This is a genomic window from Streptococcus sciuri (assembly GCF_024814375.1).
In the GTDB taxonomy this organism is placed as follows: domain Bacteria; phylum Bacillota; class Bacilli; order Lactobacillales; family Streptococcaceae; genus Streptococcus; species Streptococcus sciuri.
Genome location: NZ_JANUXX010000002.1, coordinates 54,549 through 71,741, shown reverse-complemented (window position 1 = coordinate 71,741; position 17,193 = coordinate 54,549). Strand labels below are relative to the sequence as shown.

At 37.8% G+C, this 17,193-nt stretch carries 19 protein-coding genes; 15 read left to right on the top strand and 4 right to left on the bottom strand.

Annotated elements, in window-relative coordinates; genetic code table 11:
- Positions 1-43: 43 nt before the first annotated feature.
- From NXS10_RS02910 to nrdG, 11 genes are all read left to right on the top strand, one after another.
- A complete protein-coding gene (locus tag NXS10_RS02910; RefSeq protein WP_259137477.1) occupies positions 44-1,303 on the top strand; it encodes a competence/damage-inducible protein A in 1,260 nt (419 codons plus the stop codon).
- A gap of 67 nt (positions 1,304-1,370) precedes the next feature.
- The gene (gene recA / locus NXS10_RS02905; RefSeq protein ID WP_263008820.1) at positions 1,371-2,573 is read left to right on the top strand and encodes a recombinase RecA; all 1,203 of its coding nucleotides are present in this window, start codon (positions 1,371-1,373) and stop codon (positions 2,571-2,573) included.
- A gap of 119 nt (positions 2,574-2,692) precedes the next feature.
- Positions 2,693-3,091 carry a transcriptional regulator Spx gene (gene spx / locus NXS10_RS02900; RefSeq protein WP_259137476.1) on the top strand — a complete coding sequence of 133 codons (399 nt, stop codon included), beginning with the start codon at positions 2,693-2,695 and terminating at the stop codon, positions 3,089-3,091.
- Positions 3,092-3,219: 128 nt separating this feature from the next.
- Positions 3,220-3,486: an IreB family regulatory phosphoprotein gene (locus NXS10_RS02895; RefSeq protein WP_259137474.1), complete on the top strand. Its 267-nt coding sequence runs from the start codon at positions 3,220-3,222 to the stop codon at positions 3,484-3,486.
- On the top strand, positions 3,483-3,902 hold the full coding sequence (ruvX, locus tag NXS10_RS02890; RefSeq protein ID WP_259137472.1) for a Holliday junction resolvase RuvX: 420 nt from the start codon (positions 3,483-3,485) through the stop codon (positions 3,900-3,902). Before NXS10_RS02895 ends, ruvX begins: the two co-directional genes overlap by 4 nt.
- A 40-nt stretch (positions 3,903-3,942) precedes the next feature.
- A complete protein-coding gene (locus tag NXS10_RS02885; RefSeq protein WP_259137470.1) occupies positions 3,943-4,239 on the top strand; it encodes a DUF1292 domain-containing protein in 297 nt (98 codons plus the stop codon).
- 258 nt (positions 4,240-4,497) lie between these two features.
- Positions 4,498-6,036 (top strand): DUF2079 domain-containing protein, encoded by a 1,539-nt coding sequence (locus NXS10_RS02880; protein ID WP_259137468.1) that lies wholly within the window; start codon positions 4,498-4,500, stop codon positions 6,034-6,036.
- A 96-nt stretch (positions 6,037-6,132) separates the two neighbouring features.
- Positions 6,133-8,331, top strand: coding sequence for an anaerobic ribonucleoside-triphosphate reductase (nrdD, locus tag NXS10_RS02875; RefSeq protein WP_259137466.1), 2,199 nt, complete (start codon positions 6,133-6,135; stop codon positions 8,329-8,331).
- A 17-nt stretch (positions 8,332-8,348) separates the two neighbouring features.
- The gene (locus NXS10_RS02870) at positions 8,349-8,483 is read left to right on the top strand and encodes a hypothetical protein (protein WP_259137464.1); all 135 of its coding nucleotides are present in this window, start codon (positions 8,349-8,351) and stop codon (positions 8,481-8,483) included.
- Between the two features lie 65 nt (positions 8,484-8,548).
- Complete coding sequence (locus NXS10_RS02865) at positions 8,549-9,046, top strand: GNAT family N-acetyltransferase (RefSeq protein WP_259137462.1); 498 nt, start codon at positions 8,549-8,551, stop codon at positions 9,044-9,046.
- A gap of 17 nt (positions 9,047-9,063) precedes the next feature.
- Positions 9,064-9,675 (top strand): anaerobic ribonucleoside-triphosphate reductase activating protein, encoded by a 612-nt coding sequence (gene nrdG / locus NXS10_RS02860; RefSeq protein WP_259137460.1) that lies wholly within the window; start codon positions 9,064-9,066, stop codon positions 9,673-9,675.
- A 330-nt stretch (positions 9,676-10,005) separates the two neighbouring features.
- On the opposite strand, the gene yaaA is transcribed toward nrdG, so the two are convergent.
- Positions 10,006-10,734, bottom strand: coding sequence for a peroxide stress protein YaaA (gene yaaA / locus NXS10_RS02855; protein ID WP_259137458.1), 729 nt, complete (start codon positions 10,732-10,734; stop codon positions 10,006-10,008).
- Positions 10,735-10,766: 32 nt separating this feature from the next.
- Complete coding sequence (gene treR, locus NXS10_RS02850) at positions 10,767-11,486, bottom strand: trehalose operon repressor (RefSeq protein WP_259137456.1); 720 nt, start codon at positions 11,484-11,486, stop codon at positions 10,767-10,769.
- Positions 11,487-11,657: 171 nt separating this feature from the next.
- Here treR and treP point away from each other — a divergent pair, with 171 nt between their 5' ends.
- Entirely contained in the window at positions 11,658-13,673 is a 2,016-nt protein-coding gene (treP, locus tag NXS10_RS02845; protein WP_259137454.1) for a PTS system trehalose-specific EIIBC component, read from the top strand.
- Between the two features lie 22 nt (positions 13,674-13,695).
- A complete protein-coding gene (gene treC / locus NXS10_RS02840) occupies positions 13,696-15,318 on the top strand; it encodes an alpha,alpha-phosphotrehalase (protein WP_259137452.1) in 1,623 nt (540 codons plus the stop codon).
- 43 nt (positions 15,319-15,361) lie between these two features.
- On the opposite strand, the gene NXS10_RS02835 is transcribed toward treC, so the two are convergent.
- On the bottom strand, positions 15,362-16,003 hold the full coding sequence (locus NXS10_RS02835) for a metal-dependent transcriptional regulator (protein WP_259137450.1): 642 nt from the start codon (positions 16,001-16,003) through the stop codon (positions 15,362-15,364).
- Between the two features lie 53 nt (positions 16,004-16,056).
- Between NXS10_RS02835 and NXS10_RS02830 the strand changes: the two genes are divergently transcribed.
- Positions 16,057-16,275, top strand: a complete 219-nt coding sequence (locus tag NXS10_RS02830; protein ID WP_259137448.1) for a hypothetical protein — start codon at positions 16,057-16,059, stop codon at positions 16,273-16,275.
- A gap of 108 nt (positions 16,276-16,383) precedes the next feature.
- On the opposite strand, the gene NXS10_RS02825 is transcribed toward NXS10_RS02830, so the two are convergent.
- Positions 16,384-16,482 carry a putative holin-like toxin gene (locus tag NXS10_RS02825; RefSeq protein ID WP_259137621.1) on the bottom strand — a complete coding sequence of 33 codons (99 nt, stop codon included), beginning with the start codon at positions 16,480-16,482 and terminating at the stop codon, positions 16,384-16,386.
- A gap of 294 nt (positions 16,483-16,776) precedes the next feature.
- Between NXS10_RS02825 and NXS10_RS02820 the strand changes: the two genes are divergently transcribed.
- On the top strand, positions 16,777-17,034 hold the full coding sequence (locus NXS10_RS02820) for a hypothetical protein (protein ID WP_259137446.1): 258 nt from the start codon (positions 16,777-16,779) through the stop codon (positions 17,032-17,034).
- Positions 17,035-17,193 lie beyond the last annotated feature (159 nt).

The window sequence follows — 17,193 nt, the reverse complement described above, 5'->3', positions numbered from 1 at the left end:
TTAAAATAAGGGGGAATAACGAATGAATAGATAGGTGGTTAATATGAAAGCTGAGCTAATTACTGTTGGGACAGAAATTTTAACAGGACAAATTTTAAATACCAATGCGCAGTTTTTATCTGAGAAGTTTGCAGAGATAGGAATTGATGTTTTTTTTCAAACGTCTGTTGGTGACAATCGAAAGCGTTTATTGTCGGTTATCGAGTTAGCATCAAAACGTAGTGATTTGATAGTTTTGTGTGGTGGTCTGGGTCCGACTGAAGATGATTTAACCAAGCAAACATTAGCGGAATTTTTGGGACGCCAGCTTGTTTTTGATCGACAAGCTAGTCAAAAATTGGATGCCTTTTTTGCGCTACGTCCAGAACATGTGAGAACATCCAATAATGAGCGTCAAGCGCAAATTATTGAGGGCTCTACTCCTCTTCAAAATAGAACAGGTCTTGCTGTGGGAGGTTACTTGAGTGTAAATGGCGTTCGTTATGTGGTACTTCCTGGCCCGCCAAGTGAGTTACAACCAATGGTATCAGAGGAGTTGATTCCCTTAATCTCAACTGAACATATGCAACTCTATTCTCGTGTGTTACGTTTCTTTGGGATTGGGGAGAGCCAGCTGGCAACTATTTTGGATTCGCTTATTGAGAATCAAGTTGACCCAACGATAGCTCCTTACGCTAAGACAGGTGAAGTCACTTTGAGATTGTCTACTAAGGCATGTAGTCAAGAAGAAGCGAATGCTAAGTTAGATGCTTTAGAAGCAGATATTTTGGCTGTGACTAGTTTAGACGGTGTTTTGCTGAAGGATCTTTTCTACGGCTATGGAGATGATAATAGCTTGGCTAAGACGGTCTTTAGTTTGCTAAAAGAACAAGGTAAAACAATTACGGCAGCAGAGAGTTTGACTGCAGGTTTATTTCAATCGATGTTAACTGATTTTCCTAGCTCTTCTCAAGTTTTTAAAGGAGGTTATGTCACTTATAGCATAGAGGAAAAAGCAAGAATGTTAGATATTCCTTTGTCTGAACTGAAAAGGCATGGTGTTGTGAGTAACTTTACAGCTAAAAAGATGGCAGAGCAATCAAGACGTCTAATGGAATCTGATATAGGTATTGGTTTGACAGGTGTAGCTGGACCAGAGGAACTTGAAGGTCAGCAGGTGGGAACAGTCTTCATTGCAATCGCCACGAAAGAAAAGACACAATCTCTAAAAGTTTTGATTGGAGGTCGTACACGAAGTGATGTGCGCTATATTAGCACACTTTATGCTTTTAATCTGGTGCGTCAATCTTTATTAAATAGTTAGAATTTGGTATAATGAGACGTTGCAAAACTAAGGTATTGCTGTTAATTTTTTAGATAAGGAGAATGATTTGGCTAAGAAAGTAAATAAAAAACCAGAAGAAATTAAGAAAAAATTTGGCGAAGAGCGTGAGAAAGCCTTAGGAGAAGCTCTAAAAAAAATAGAAAAAGATTTTGGTAAGGGTGCTATCATGCGCTTAGGGGAGCGTGCGGAACAAAAAGTACAGGTCATGAGCTCGGGCTCGCTTGCCCTTGATATTGCTTTAGGAGCAGGTGGTTATCCTAAGGGGCGTATCATTGAAATCTATGGACCTGAAAGTTCTGGTAAAACAACTGTTGCTCTTCACGCTGTAGCGCAAGCTCAAAAAGAAGGCGGGATTGCTGCTTTTATTGATGCAGAGCATGCTCTTGATCCTGCTTATGCTGCTGCTTTAGGGGTCGATATTGATGAGCTTCTCTTGTCTCAGCCAGATTCTGGTGAGCAGGGACTTGAGATTGCTGAAAAATTGATTGATTCTGGTGCTATTGACTTGGTGGTTGTTGACTCTGTTGCTGCTTTGGTGCCACGTGCAGAGATTGATGGTGACATTGGTGATTCTCACGTTGGTCTTCAAGCCCGTATGATGAGTCAAGCTATGCGTAAGTTAGGTGCATCAATTAATAAAACAAAGACTATTGCTATCTTTATCAACCAGTTGCGTGAAAAAGTGGGGATTTCATTTGGTAATCCAGAAACAACTCCAGGTGGACGTGCCCTCAAATTCTATGCTTCTGTTCGTCTTGATGTACGTGGAAATACACAAATCAAAGGAACTGGTGACAAAAAAGATACCAATGTTGGTAAAGAAACTAAAATTAAAGTTGTTAAAAATAAGATTGCTCCACCATTTAAGGAAGCCTATGTCGAAATTATGTATGGCGAAGGGATTTCGCAGACAGGGGAGTTATTAAGAATTGCAAGTGATCTTGACATAATAAAGAAAGCAGGATCGTGGTACTCTTACAACGACGAAAAGATTGGGCAAGGGTCGGAAAATTCAAAAAAATATCTGGCTGAACATCCAGAAGTTTTTGGGGAAATTGATCGTAAAGTTCGTCTTCATTATGGTATGATTACAGAAGACGAAGTTGCTGAGGTAAATACAACTGAAAAAGTCGATAAAAAGGCAACATCTGACCAATCAAAAGATGATGAAGTGCCAAGTATTGAAAATGAGACTGGAGCTGATGAAGTAGTTCTTGATCTTGATGATACGATTGAAATTGAAGAGTAGGGTTTCAAAGAGTTTTAATGTTAAGTTGATTTTTCTAAAATAGGTCTAGGGACCTATTTTTTATTTCCAAGAAATATGTTAGAATAATCAGTATCATAGGATAGAAAGTGAGGATGAACATGATTAAGATTTATACGATTTCAAGTTGCACAAGTTGTAAAAAAGCAAAGACTTGGTTAAATGCTCATCAACTTCCTTATAAAGAACAGAACCTTGGAAAAGAACCCATAACAAAGCAAGAAATTTTAAGCATATTATCAAAAACAGAGAATGGTATTGAAAGTATTGTCTCTTCCAAAAATCGTTATGCAAAAGCGCTCAATTGCAATATTGAAGATTTGAGTTTAAGTCAAGTGATTGATTTGATTCAAGAGAATCCTCGCATCTTGAAAAGCCCTATTTTGATTGATGATAAGCGTCTACAGGTAGGCTACAAAGAGGATGATATTCGTGCTTTCTTGCCACGCTCTATTCGTGACGTTGAAAATACAGAAGCTCGTATGCGAGCTGCTCTATGATATAGGAATAAGAAGCCACTTAGGGCTTCTTATATTTTTGTCTACTTTTCTTGTTCTTTCAGCTTGTGGAAAAGCTAGAAATAAGCTATAATAGAGCTTATTAGAAGTTGAAGAAAGAAGGTGTAAGTATGGGATTTACAGATGAAACTGTCCGTTTTAATCTTGATGATGGTAATAAAAAAGCAATTAGCGAGACCTTGACTACCGTTTATCGTTCTCTTAAGGAGAAAGGCTACAATCCTATCAATCAAATCGTTGGTTACGTGCTTAGCGGAGACCCAGCTTATATCCCTCGTTATAATGATGCACGTAATAAGTTACGTAAGTACGAACGCGATGAAATTGTTGAGGAAGTGGTTAAATTTTATCTCAAAGGAAATGGGATTGATTTATGAGAATAATGGGATTAGACGTTGGATCTAAGACAGTCGGTGTTGCAATCAGTGATCCCCTAGGTTTTACGGCTCAAGGTGTTGAAGTCATCAAAATTGATGAAGCGGTTGGTGAATTTGGGTTTGAGCGTTTAGCTGAGTTGGTTAAAGAGTATCAAGTGGACAAGTTTGTGGTTGGTTTGCCTAAAAATATGAACAATACGAGTGGTCCTCGTGTTGAGGCGAGCCAATCTTACGGATTGAAGCTAAAAGAAATTTTTCAAATCCCCGTTGCTTATCAAGATGAGAGATTAACAACTGTTCAAGCAGAGCGCATGTTAGTTGAGCAGGCTGATGTTAGTCGTGGTAAACGTAAAAAAGTGATTGATAAGTTAGCAGCACAGCTTATCTTACAAAATTATTTAGATCGTACAATTTAAAACATTATGGTTTTACTTTGTTATAAAGAGGAGAGAGAAAATGGCACATACTCATGAACACGAAATGGTGACCTTGGTAGATGATCAAGGAAATGAAACATTATTTGAAATTTTGCTAACGATTGATGGTCGTGAACAATTTGGTAAAAACTATGTGTTGCTTGTTCCTGCTGGGGCAGAAGAGGATGAAGCTGGTGAAATTGAGATTCAAGCTTATTCCTTTACAGAGAGTGAAGATGGACGTGAGGGTAATTTGGAGCCAATCCCAGAAGATTCTGATGCTGAGTGGGATATGATTGAGGAAGTGTTCAACAGCTTTATGGATGAGGAAGCTTAGATGGGATAGGGGAATTTTTACCCTTTTTCTTTTTTTGTTACCAAGTGTTTTTACGAATGAATAAATGATGCTACGTAAGGAGTTTATTGTGAAAACATTGAGTAAAAAAGAAAAAGCTTTTTTAACAGCTTATAAAAGCAAGATTTTACACTCTTTTTGGGAGATGCGCTACTATGTCAAACTCCGAAAGAAATTGACTAAACATTAGTTTTTGCTATACTGTAATATAGAAAAAACTTTACAACGACAGGAGAACATGTGAGCTATATATCAGAACCCTCTTTAGGGCAAACAAAGGAAAACTTTAGCAGACTTTCTCGTTCTTACCGTGTTGGTGAGAGACGTAATCATGACCGTAATTTTAGAGTACCGAGTCTTCACCGCTTTTATTTGTTATTGCTAAGTCTAGTGGTTAGCATATGTAGTATTGCTGTACCTTTTCTGGCAGGATATGCTAATGGTTGGCAATCAGAGAGTCTCTATACTGGAGTGATGATGGTTAAAGGGCAGTTGCCTTATAGCGATGTCTTTGCAACAGGTGGCTTTTTTTACTACTTGCTAATTTTGGTTAGTGATTGGTTAGGGTCATTGTTTTGGTTGATACCTTTTCAGCTTATCTTTTTCTATACATCCGGTCTTTATTTTTATAAGATTGTTTACTACCTTTCAGTGCGCCGTGATGTTACATTAGCTTTTGCTTTTATCTTTTATTTGTTACAATTGCTGCTGGGTTTTGGAGGTTTATATCCAAGCCAATTTGGTATGCCTTTTGTTCTGATTGGTATTTGGTTTTTGTTGCGCTATTTTGCAGGGATTATCAATGATGAAGCCTTTGTTCTTTATGGCTTTATCAGTGCTTTTGCCCTTTTATTTGATCCACAATCTCTTGTTTTTTGGCTATTATCTTTTGTGACTATTGGTATTTATAATATTAGTTATAAGCATTTTGCACGAGGATTTTACCAATTGCTCTGTATTATTTTCGGAGCATTGTTAGTCATCTATACAGCAGGTTATTTCATCTTTAATTTACAAATCTTATCACCTTACATTAATCAAGCTTTTATTTACCCTTTTATTAGCCCTGCTATGGGTTCGGATAACTTTATTTTAGCTTTCATTTTACAGTTAGCAGTAGCTTTAGGAACTGGTCTCCTCCGTGGATTGTCTGGTATTTTTCAACGAAAAAATCATAGATTCATAACTATTTTGTTGGGGATAACAGCGTTTATTTATTTTGTTTTAGCTTTGTTATCTAGCGACTATTGTCTTTATCATTTGCTTCCTTTAACCATATATGGCTTGATTTTAACAGCATCTCATTTTCGAGATCGTAGTCGACGTCGATCAAAGAATGAAGGTATGTTTGAGGTAGTTATTACATATATCAGGCGTGGTTTTTATTTAACCGCTTTGTTAGTGGTTATTGCGATAGGGCATTTAGGGTATCGTGTGTTGTCTATGACCTCGATCAATCATGAACGTTTACTTACGTCTCATTATCTTGCCAAACAAACCTCAGGTGATGATACCATCTATGCTTGGGATACAGTCGCAACTATTTATACAGATAGTAAGCTAAAGACAAATTCATCGTTTGCTCTTCCTATGGTCAATACGCATAATAAAACAAATCAAAAAAACTTGGTGGATAGTTTGTTAGAGGCTGATGCAGCTTATATTGTAGTTAATAAATCTATGACGTTGCCAAAGAGTGTTTCCAACATGCTTGATAAAGAGTACAAAGCTATCTCTGTGAGTAATGTAAAGAGCTTTACACTTTATCAGAAAAAATAATGAAAAAATCAATATCTTGTGTCATGTGATGATTATTGATACAATATATTGATTTTTTTGATTATCGTGTTATAATAAAAGTCAAAGGAGAAAGATATGATAACATTGGAAAAACGTACGGTGACTCAATATCCCCAAATCAAGGTCATCAAACGTGATGGTCGTCTTGTTTGTTTTGATGAAGATAAAATATATAAAGCGTTATTAAAAGCTAGTAATCAAGTCGTTGATTTTAGTCCGCTTGTTGAGGCAAAGCTTAAAGAAGTTGCTGATCGTGTGGTTAGAGAAATTTACAGTCGTTTTAGTCAAGATATTAAAATATATGAAATTCAAAATATTGTGGAGCATGAATTGCTGGCAGCAAATGAGTATATGATTGCTAAAGAGTATATCAACTATCGAACTCAGCGTGATTTTGCTCGCTCGCAAGCTACGGACATTAACTTTACGATTGAAAAGCTACTCAATAAAGACCAAACAGTTGTCAATGAAAATGCCAATAAAGATAGTGATGTTTTTAACACTCAGCGCGATTTGACTGCAGGTATTGTGGGGAAATCGATTGGGCTAAAAATGTTGCCTAAACATGTCTCTAACGCTCATCAAAAAGGAGATATTCACTACCATGATTTAGATTATAGCCCTTATACACCGATGACGAACTGTTGTTTGATTGATTTTGAGGGCATGTTGCGTTCTGGCTTTAAGATTGGGAATGCGGAGGTTGAAAGTCCACGGTCTATTCAGACGGCGACTGCACAAATTTCACAAATCATTGCTAATGTTGCCTCTAGTCAGTATGGTGGTTGCTCGGCAGACCGTATTGATGAAGTGCTAGCGCCTTATGCTGAGTTGAATTACCAGAAGCATCTAAAAGATGCTAAAGAGTGGGTGGCTGAGAACAAAAGAGAAGCCTATGCTAAGACTAAAACTAAAAAAGATATTTACGATGCCATGCAGTCTTTAGAATATGAAATCAATACGCTATTTACTTCAAATGGTCAAACACCTTTTACTTCTCTTGGTTTTGGGCTTGGAACAAATTGGTTTGAGCGTGAAATTCAAAAAGCGATTTTGAATATTCGTATTCAAGGGCTTGGATCTGAACATCGTACAGCAATCTTTCCAAAACTTATCTTCACTTTGAAGAGAGGATTGAATTTAGAGCCAGGAACACCAAACTATGATATCAAGGAGCTTGCGTTGGAGTGCGCCACTAAGCGTATGTACCCAGATGTTTTATCTTATGATAAGATTATTGAATTGACAGGTTCTTTCAAGGTACCGATGGGCTGTCGTTCGTTTTTGCAAGGCTGGAGAGATGAGAATGGCGTTGAGGTTAACTCTGGACGCATGAATCTAGGTGTTGTGACCGTCAATCTTCCTCGTATTGCTATGGAGTCTGAAGGTGATATGACTAAGTTTTGGCAGCTTTTTGATGAACGTATGGCTGTGGCTAAGGACGCTTTAGTTTACCGCATAGAACGTGTCAAAGAAGCCATTCCTGCTAATGCTCCAATTCTTTATCAATACGGAGCCTTTGGTAAACGTCTTGGAAAGTACGATAATGTCGACAGTCTTTTTAAACACAGACGTGCCACTGTATCTTTGGGCTATATTGGGCTTTACGAAGTGGCAAGTGTCTTTTATGGTGGCAAATGGGAGCATAATCCAGAAGCCAAAGCTTTCACAGTAGACATCATTCGTCAGATGAAGCGCTTGTGTGATGAGTGGTCTAATGAGTACGATTACCATTTTTCAGTCTACTCAACGCCATCTGAGAGCTTGACAGATCGTTTTTGCCGTCTTGATACGGAGAAATTTGGTATTGTCAAAGATATCACTGATAAAGAATACTACACTAACTCTTTTCACTACGATGTTCGTAAAAATCCTACACCTTTTGAGAAGCTGGAATTTGAAAAAGATTATCCACAGGCTGGAGCGTCTGGTGGTTTCATTCACTATTGTGAATATCCTGTTCTCCAACAAAATCCTAAAGCGCTCGAAGCGGTCTGGGACTATGCTTATGATCGTGTGGGATATCTTGGAACCAACACGCCGATTGACAAGTGCTATGCTTGTGGTTTTGAGGGTGATTTTACACCAACAGAGCGTGGTTTTATGTGTCCAAACTGTGACAATAGTGATCCTAAGACGGTAGATGTGGTGAAACGAACATGTGGTTATCTCGGTAACCCACAAGCGCGTCCAATGGTTAAGGGACGTCACAAAGAAATTGCAGCGCGTGTCAAACACATGAATGGTTCAACCATTCATTACGCAGGTGAATAGTACAGTTAGGAGCTATCATGGGAAAATATCAATTAGATTATAAGGGGCAAGCTCAAATTGAACGGTTTCATGAAAAACAAGTAAAGGGCTTCGTTAATACTAAAAAAGAGCGTGTTCAGGCGTTACTGAAAAAAGCAGGTCATACCAAGTAAGAAGAGTGGAGGTTGCTACTTCCACTCTTAGTGTATGGAGTGTTGCAAGATTTGAGAGGAATAATATGCAGTTAAGACGACCAAATCCAAATGACAAAGAGGCTATACTTGAGATGATTGCGGAGTTTCAAGAGAAAAGAAGTGCTATGGATGGTGGCTTTTATAAGCCTGAGTTGGACTACGAAGACTGGTTAGAAAGTTTATCCGCTGCTGAAATGGGATTGAATCTCCCTAAAGACTTCGTCCCTTTCATTCAATTTGTTGCTTTCAATGAAAAAAATCAAGCACTTGGCTTTTTGAACTTACGTTTGCGTTTAAATGACAAATTGCTTCAAAAAGGTGGGCATATAGGCTACTCTATTCGTCCAAGCAAACGGAATAAAGGTTATGCTAAGGAGCAGCTACGGTTAGGTTTGCTAGAAGCAAAGTCTAAAAATATAACAGAAGTACTTATCACTTGTCATGAAAGAAACGTAGCAAGTCGTTTGGTTATCTTGGCAAATGGTGGACAGTATATAGATAAACAAAAGGACATAGAGCGCTATATCATCACTTTGTCTTAGAAAGAGAGTACTGTGCTATGGAGAAAACAAACTGGAATACACCAAAACCAGGAGAGTGGAAAAGCGAGGAGCTCAGTCAAGGGCATATCATAGATTATAAGGCCTTTAACTTTGTAGATGGTGAGGGTGTTCGTAATTCGCTTTATGTATCAGGATGCCAATTTCACTGTAAAGGTTGTTATAACGTGGCGACATGGTCTTTTAAGGCTGGTATACCTTATACAAAGGAGCTAGAGGAACAAATTATTGCGGATTTGTCACAACCTTACGTACAGGGCTTGACTCTTCTTGGAGGTGAACCTTTTTTAAATACAGGAATTTTGATTCCTCTGCTTAAGCGTGTGCGTTCGGAGTTGCCTGAAAAGGACATTTGGTCTTGGACCGGCTATACTTGGGAAGAGTTGATGTTTGAGACAGAGGATAAGTTAGAGATGCTTAGTTTTATTGATATTTTGGTAGATGGGCGATTTGATATTCAAAAAAAGGATCTGACTTTGCAATTCCGAGGATCTTATAATCAGAGAATTATTGATGTCAAAAAATCTTTAGTTTCTAATAAAGTGATTATCTGGGATAAGCTCAACGATGGACACGGTAAAACTTTTGAGCAAGTTAGTCGTAATATTTGATGTAAATAAAAAGGATACATTAAGTATCCTTTTTATTGTTACTCGCCTAAAGTTACCCACAGCTTTTTAGGAAGCTTATCCACAGATTGTGTATAACTTGTTTAAAAAAGTTGATAGAATTATCAATACCAAAAGCAGGTGGAATCCCTACATTTTGTGGATATTTATCAAGAATTGTCAAACAAAAAGGAGAATGAGTTCTTTTTTTGTCAACTTATCCCCAGTTTATCCTCTAACTTATCCACAAACTGTGGAAAGCTGAAGATAAGTGGTGAGGTGGTATAAAAACTGTCTTGACAATTTTGTTAAGGCAAGGTGGGCTGTAAAAATTTAACGGAGTTTAATAAAGACTAGTTTTTGCTCCGTCGAGAGGTTCTCTTGATAGGAAAACCCATTCCAGCTAAGTTGTTTTAAGCTGCGAAGACTTTGGCAGTTTTGTCGCATTGCGTGAAAAAGAAATTGCCCACGAGCTTTTTTAGAGATGCTCGAGTGCGTTTTTAGTTTATTTTGGTGTTTTTCGAAGAATTGTATTTTGATGAGTTTTTGACGTAAATGGGGTGAAAAAACCGCCTCAAACTCACTTGACAACAGCGAGATAACCGAGGTGTTCTCTTGTAAAAAGCAATCATAGTCAGCTCGCCAGTAGTTTTTGAGATTATGACCTTCAATGGTAATAGGTGTATTAAAATCAAGGCGATGTTCAGAAATCATCTCAAAAGGTGAGATGATGCCGTAAAGACTGGATGTGATACGGAGATTTTGCGCAAGATAGTCACAATCCGCTGAGGTAAAAGGTTCTTGCTTTAAGTTCCGGTACATCAATCCGTTGTAAATAGCAATCGCAGAGTCACACTTCATGTCATCTGTAGTAAAATTTTGCCAGCGTTGATACTCTTTTTGACTGGCTTTAGGATTGATATGATAGAGTTTTTCAAGCTCACTCGGTGACAATTTTGCCATAGTTTCAACGATAGTCTTTACTTTTACTGGTAAGCTACATGGTATATGCTTATGTGCTTGTGCCATTTCTTTGGCGGTAGGGATTAAAAAGAACATCATACCTCCCATTATGGATGATTGGAGTTAAAAAGTCAATTTTTATGTTTTTTGCGTCTAGCAAAGTCAACAAATTTGAATTTTTCGAGTTTATGGCGACTTTCGGTAAATTGAAACTGTTCTTGACTAGATAGGAAAACTTTTGACTTGACGGAGACGACATGATGTTCTTGCCCTAGGTCTAATAAGAGTTTATCCATATCTGTCAGTTGGTCAATGGTGATTTCTTTTTGTGCAAAGGCGATGTCAAGACCTAGCTCTTCCTCTAAATAGTGGTAGATGGACTGTTCTGCTATTTGGCGGGTCATCTCGGGGATCAAATCTTTTCTTAGATAGTCAATATCAATGACAGAAGCTAACTCGTCAACAACTCTTTGTCTCACAATACGCCAAATGAGGCTATTTACTTTAAAACCTGTGAGCTGTGCTAAGTCTTCATCAACGATGAGCTTGTCGATAGATATCACATTTGTTTTTGACGAGACATCGAGATGGTGGGATAATTCTTGATAACTTGTTAATTCTGATACTGGGAAGTTAATTTGTTTTTGTTTGATGACTTGTGAGCCTGCTCCATGCCTTTTTTTGATGAGACCTTGCTCACTAAGTTGTCGTAAAGCTCGTCGAATCGTGTCACGACTGACCTGATAGTGTTTGACTAAGCTGTCTTCGGTTGGTAAAAAAGTGTTAGGTTGGTAGTTGCCATTTTGGATAGCTTTCTCTAGATCACTAGCGATAGCTTGGTATTTTTTCATGTCTATAATCTCCGTTTTTTCGTTTAGTTGTCTTTTAAAAATCATACAACTTTATTATTTTAACAAAAATTTAGCAAAAAATCATAGAATAACTTGCATACAACTTTTAAAGCGGTTACAATAAAAACATGATAAAAATCAAGCCCATGCACTTGAAGGAGGAAACATATTATGGGAAAATTTGAACAGGATGCTAAAACCCTGCTCGATGCGATTGGAGGGAAGGAGAATGTTAGTGCAGTAACGCATTGTGCTACTCGTATGCGCTTTGTTCTTGTTGATGATAAAAAGGCTGATACAAAAACGATTGAAAACATTTCATCCGTTAAAGGAACTTTTACAAATGCTGGTCAATTCCAAGTCATCATAGGAAATGATGTACCGCTTTTCTACAATGATTTTACGGCGGTATCTGGTATAGAAGGGGTATCAAAAGAAGCTGCTAAATCTGCTGCAAAGAGTAATCAAAATATCATTCAGCAAATAATGACCTTGCTAGCTGAGATTTTTACACCAATTATTCCAGCTATCATCGTTGGTGGGCTTATTTTAGGGTTTAGAAATATCCTTGAAGGCGTTCAAATGGAGTGGCTAGGGCGCAAGATTGTCGATGGTGTTGCGCAAACTACCAAAGACGGTACACCAATTTATAATACGATTGTTGATGTCTCTCAATTTTGGTCTGGTGTCAATAGCTTTTTATGGTTACCAGCTCAGGCCATTTTCCATTTTTTACCAGTAGGGATCGTTTGGTCTGTGACACGTAAGATGGGAACATCACAAATTTTAGGTATTGTGCTTGGTATTTGCTTAGTCTCGCCACAGTTACTCAATGCCTATGATGTGGCAAGTACTTCAGCATCTGAAATGGCTAAAAACTGGGTATGGAATTTTGGTTTCTTTACGATTAAGCGTATTGGTTATCAGGCACAGGTTATTCCTGCATTATTATCTGGTCTTTCTTTAGCCTATTTGGAGCGTTTCTGGCGTAAAGTTATCCCAGAAGTGGTGTCTATGATTTTTGTGCCATTTCTTTCTCTTATTCCGGCGCTTATTTTAGCACATACTGTTCTTGGACCGATAGGTTGGACAATTGGTCAATGGATTTCGACGATTGTACTTATGGGGTTGACAGGTTCTTTCAAGTGGCTTTTTGGAGCGGTTTTTGGAGCTCTTTATGCACCGTTTGTTATCACTGGTCTCCATCATATGACTAATGCCATTGATACTCAACTGGTTGCTGATACAGGTGGAACAGCTCTTTGGCCAATGATTGCTTTATCTAACATTGCACAAGGTTCTGCTGTTTTTGCATATTATTGGATGAATCGTCACGATGAACGTGAAGCGCAGATTGCACTTCCAGCGACCATCTCTGCTTATCTCGGTGTCACCGAACCAGCTCTCTTTGGTGTCAATGTCAAATATGTCTATCCTTTTGTAGCAGGAATGATTGGAGCGGGTGTTTCAGGTCTTTTGTCTACGACTTTTAACATCACAGCGAATGCTATCGGTATCGGTGGAATCCCTGGTATTCTGTCTATAAAGGCACAATATATGTTACCATTTGCAGGAGTGATGGTGGTTGCTATTGTCGTACCATTTATCTTGACGGTATTCTTTAGAAAAGCAGGATACTTTACAAAAGTCGAAGATGAAACCGTCAAAGCTCCTCAAGTTGAAGCTATTGAGAAAGCAGAGAGTAAGGCTGATATCAATAAAGGTACTGTTGATATTATCAAGAGTCCACTCGCAGGTGAAGTGAAGCCTCTCTCAGAAGCTGTTGACCCCGTTTTTGCTCAAGGTGTCATGGGACAAGGTGTTCTTATCCAACCTTCTGAGGGCGAACTAGTATCGCCTGTAGACGGCGTGGTATCTGTTCTTTTTCCAAGTAAACATGCTGTTGGTATCATTTCAGATAAAGGTGTTGAGTTACTCATGCATATTGGTATGGATACGGTCAACCTAGATGGTAAAGGATTTGAGGCACACATTAAGCAAGGGGACAAAGTTAAAGTAGGTGATCCGCTGATTAGTTTTGATATAACAACTATAGTAGAAGCTGGTTATATTACTGAAACACCTCTGATTATCACCAATCAAAATGATTATCAAGTGGATACCTTGAGCGATTTACCATCAACTATCGTCCGTGGTGAAGATATTTTGAGCGCTAGTCGCATTTAAAAGCATAAAGTGAGGATTACTTATGTCGTTTGATAAAAAAAGTGTCGTCTATCAAATTTACCCTAAGTCTTATAAAGACACTACAGGAAATGGGGTTGGAGATTTACAAGGAATTAAGGAAAAATTGCCTTATCTGGCTGAGCTTGGTATTGATATTATTTGGCTCAATCCTTTCTATCCTAGTCCTCAGCGGGATAATGGTTATGATATTTCAAATTACACTGCTGTCAACCCTCTCTTTGGAACGATGACAGACTTTGAAGAACTCGTCTCAACAGCTAAATTATATGGTATCGAGCTTATGCTAGATATGGTGTTAAACCACTGTTCAACAGAACATGAATGGTTTCAAAAAGCACTTGCAGGTAATTCTTATTATCAAGATTTCTTTATTCTAAGGGATAAACCAACAGACTGGCTTTCCAAATTTGGTGGGAATGCTTGGGCACCTTTTGGTCATACTGGGAAATATTATCTGCATCTTTTTGATGTTACACAAGCCGACCTTAACTGGCGTAATCCTAATGTTCGAGAAGAACTGTTCAAGGTTGTCAACTTTTGGCGTGATAAAGGGGTCAAGCATTTCCGCTTTGATGTGGTTAATCTCATCGGTAAAGATGAGACTTTAGTGGATTGTCCTATCAATGATGGAAAACCCGCCTATACCGATCGTCCAATTACACACGAGTATCTAAGAGAGCTAAACGAAGCTAGTTTTGGGCAAGATAGTAATAGTATGACTGTCGGTGAGATGAGTTCTACAACAATTGACAACTGTGTCAAGTATAGCAACCCAAATCGACGTGAGTTATCAATGGTCTTTAATTTTCATCATCTCAAGGTAGACTATGATAAGGGGCAAAAATGGACATTAAAAGCTTTTGACTTTGATAGTCTTAAAACTCTCTTTCATACTTGGGGTGAGGCTATGAGTGAGGGTGGAGGTTGGAGTGCTCTTTTTTGGAATAATCATGATCAACCGCGTGCATTGAATCGTTTTGTGGATGTGAAAAACTTTCGTAACGAAGGGGCAACGATGCTAGCTGCTAGCATCCATCTCTCAAGAGGGACACCATATGTTTACATGGGTGAGGAGATTGGTATGCTTGATCCTGACTTTACATCTATGTCTGATTATGTTGATATTGAAAGTCTCAATGCTTATAAAGGATTGGTTGACTCAGGAAAAAGCGAACAAGAAGCTTTTGCTATTATTAAGGCAAAGTCACGTGATAACTCTAGAACGCCAATGCAATGGGATGACAGTGCCTATGCCGGTTTTTCTAACGCTAAACCTTGGCTAGCCGTTGGAAAAACCTATAAAGAGATAAATGTTACTGCTGAAAAATCAGGGAAAATTTTTCCTTTTTATCAAAAACTCATTGCTCTGCGTAAAAACTACCCCATCATCTCAGAGGGAGATTACAAAGCCGCTTATCAAGACAGTAAGCAAGTTTACGCTTTCGAGCGGCAACTGGCTGGACAAAAACTCCTTGTTCTCAATAACTTCAGTGCTGATAAGGCAGAAATCGCCTTACCAGAGGTTTACACTAAAGGTCAAGTGCTTCTCAGTAATTACGAAAATACTAATCTTGATGAGAAACTACTTCTCAATCCTTATCAAACTCTAGCTATTTTAATCTAAAGTTAAAATCAAGAAAAACTCTGGATAACGGTTCAGAGTTTTTCTAGTCAACATAGATATGATTGGCGATAATTTCTGTTATTTGAGAGGTATTTCCGTTTGCTATAATGGTAAAAGTACCAGCGTAGGTATCGTGTTCTAGTACTTGGAGTTTAGTACCAATGGTTAAGTGGTATTTTTCCATATAGTTGAGGAGATTGTGACTATCGCGTACACGTACTATGGTGTAATCACCTAGCTTTTTAATTTGGCTTAGCGTTTGCTGATGAGCCTCTACAAGTGGTTCGTTTGGAGACGGAATAGAACCACCGTGTGGGCATTCCTTAGGATATCCTAGCATTTTATCTAAGCGGTCAATAAAACGATCTGAAACCACATGCTCGAGTACTTCTGCCTCGTCATGTACTTCATCTGTTGAGTAATTAAGATGATTTAAAAGCAGTATCTCAATTAAGCGATGTTTGCGGTAGAGCTTAGATACCAGTCTTGAGCCTTTTTCTAATAAAATGTAACCCCTTTCCTTGTCTTTTTGAATGAGTTCTTGGGCAATCATTTTTTTGGTCATCTCAGAAGCTGCTGGTGCAGAGACATCCATGCTTTCTGAAATTTGTTTGTTTGTGATTTTATTAGAATTCTGTCCTAATTCATAAATACATTTTAAGTAATCCTCTTTATTTGGTGTCATAAGGCTTCACTTTCTAATTACATTCCTGTTTTATTATAACAAAATTTCTAAAAGTGATTGCTATAAAAGTAGATAAAGATTATTATAGCTATAAGTTTAAGAAAAGCATTTCTTTTATGGTGATTGGGACAACTGATAATATGATGGTTAAGCGATACAGTCATCATTTCAAAAATTGGAGGTGGGCACAAAAAGGGCAAGAGAAATTTTTCATGCGTACGGGCGTGATTCACATAGTTAATGAGTTGCCTTTTGGCTCAAAAATGATATAATGAAAATAGAAGGGAGTTGAGCTGGAACTCAACTCCATGTAGAACCGTTTAAGACGGTAGCTAAGTATAGTTACAAAAAAATAGCCGTAACTCAGCTAAAGTAGACGGCTATTTTTGTTTACCCATAACAATTAAAGCTACTACAAGTGTGAGCAAGCTGATGATGAAATCACCAAAAGCAAACATTACTTGCAGTGCTTCTGCCACTGACAAACAATGCTCCTCCTTCCTGTAGGATTTTGATGAATGCAACATTAAGTACCACCTCACTTTCAGAAAACAAGAGCTACCGTCTCTACTTTTCTACATCTTCTATTATACCATATTGGATTAAATACTTTAATAGTATTCAAGCGAGACGGATTAAAGTCACATAATAAGAAAGATCAAGGTGCATACCTTGGTTTCAGAACGTAGACAAACCCTATCAACAATAGACAAATAGTAATGTTAGAGTCTGACTATCGTATAATATAAACTCTTAGAAATGCGGATATAACGATGTTTCTAAGAGTTTTTAAATTTACCATTAAAACAAAAAAGATTGAAGAAAATTGTCCAAGATGGACTTTTTCTTCTGAAACAGCTGCTAAAAATTCTTTTGAGGTATTGCCGATGTATTCAATTTTATTAGTAATTAAATATGACTCTGCTATCCCGATTACACTATCTGCTATAGATATGAAATTTGATGTTACCAGACTGGAGACTGGAATCATTATGAGTATCTACAATAATGTAATCATAGCTGGAAAGTAATTGGAGATTGTCAGCAATTCACATGAACAAAATTAAACAGTTATTTTGTCGCTTTCTCAATTCTAAAGTATCATCAGTTAAAAGTTCCGAACCTTTTATAAAATCTAAATTTTCACTAACATGATTAATATCAAATTTTCCTGTTTGAAAAATATCAAA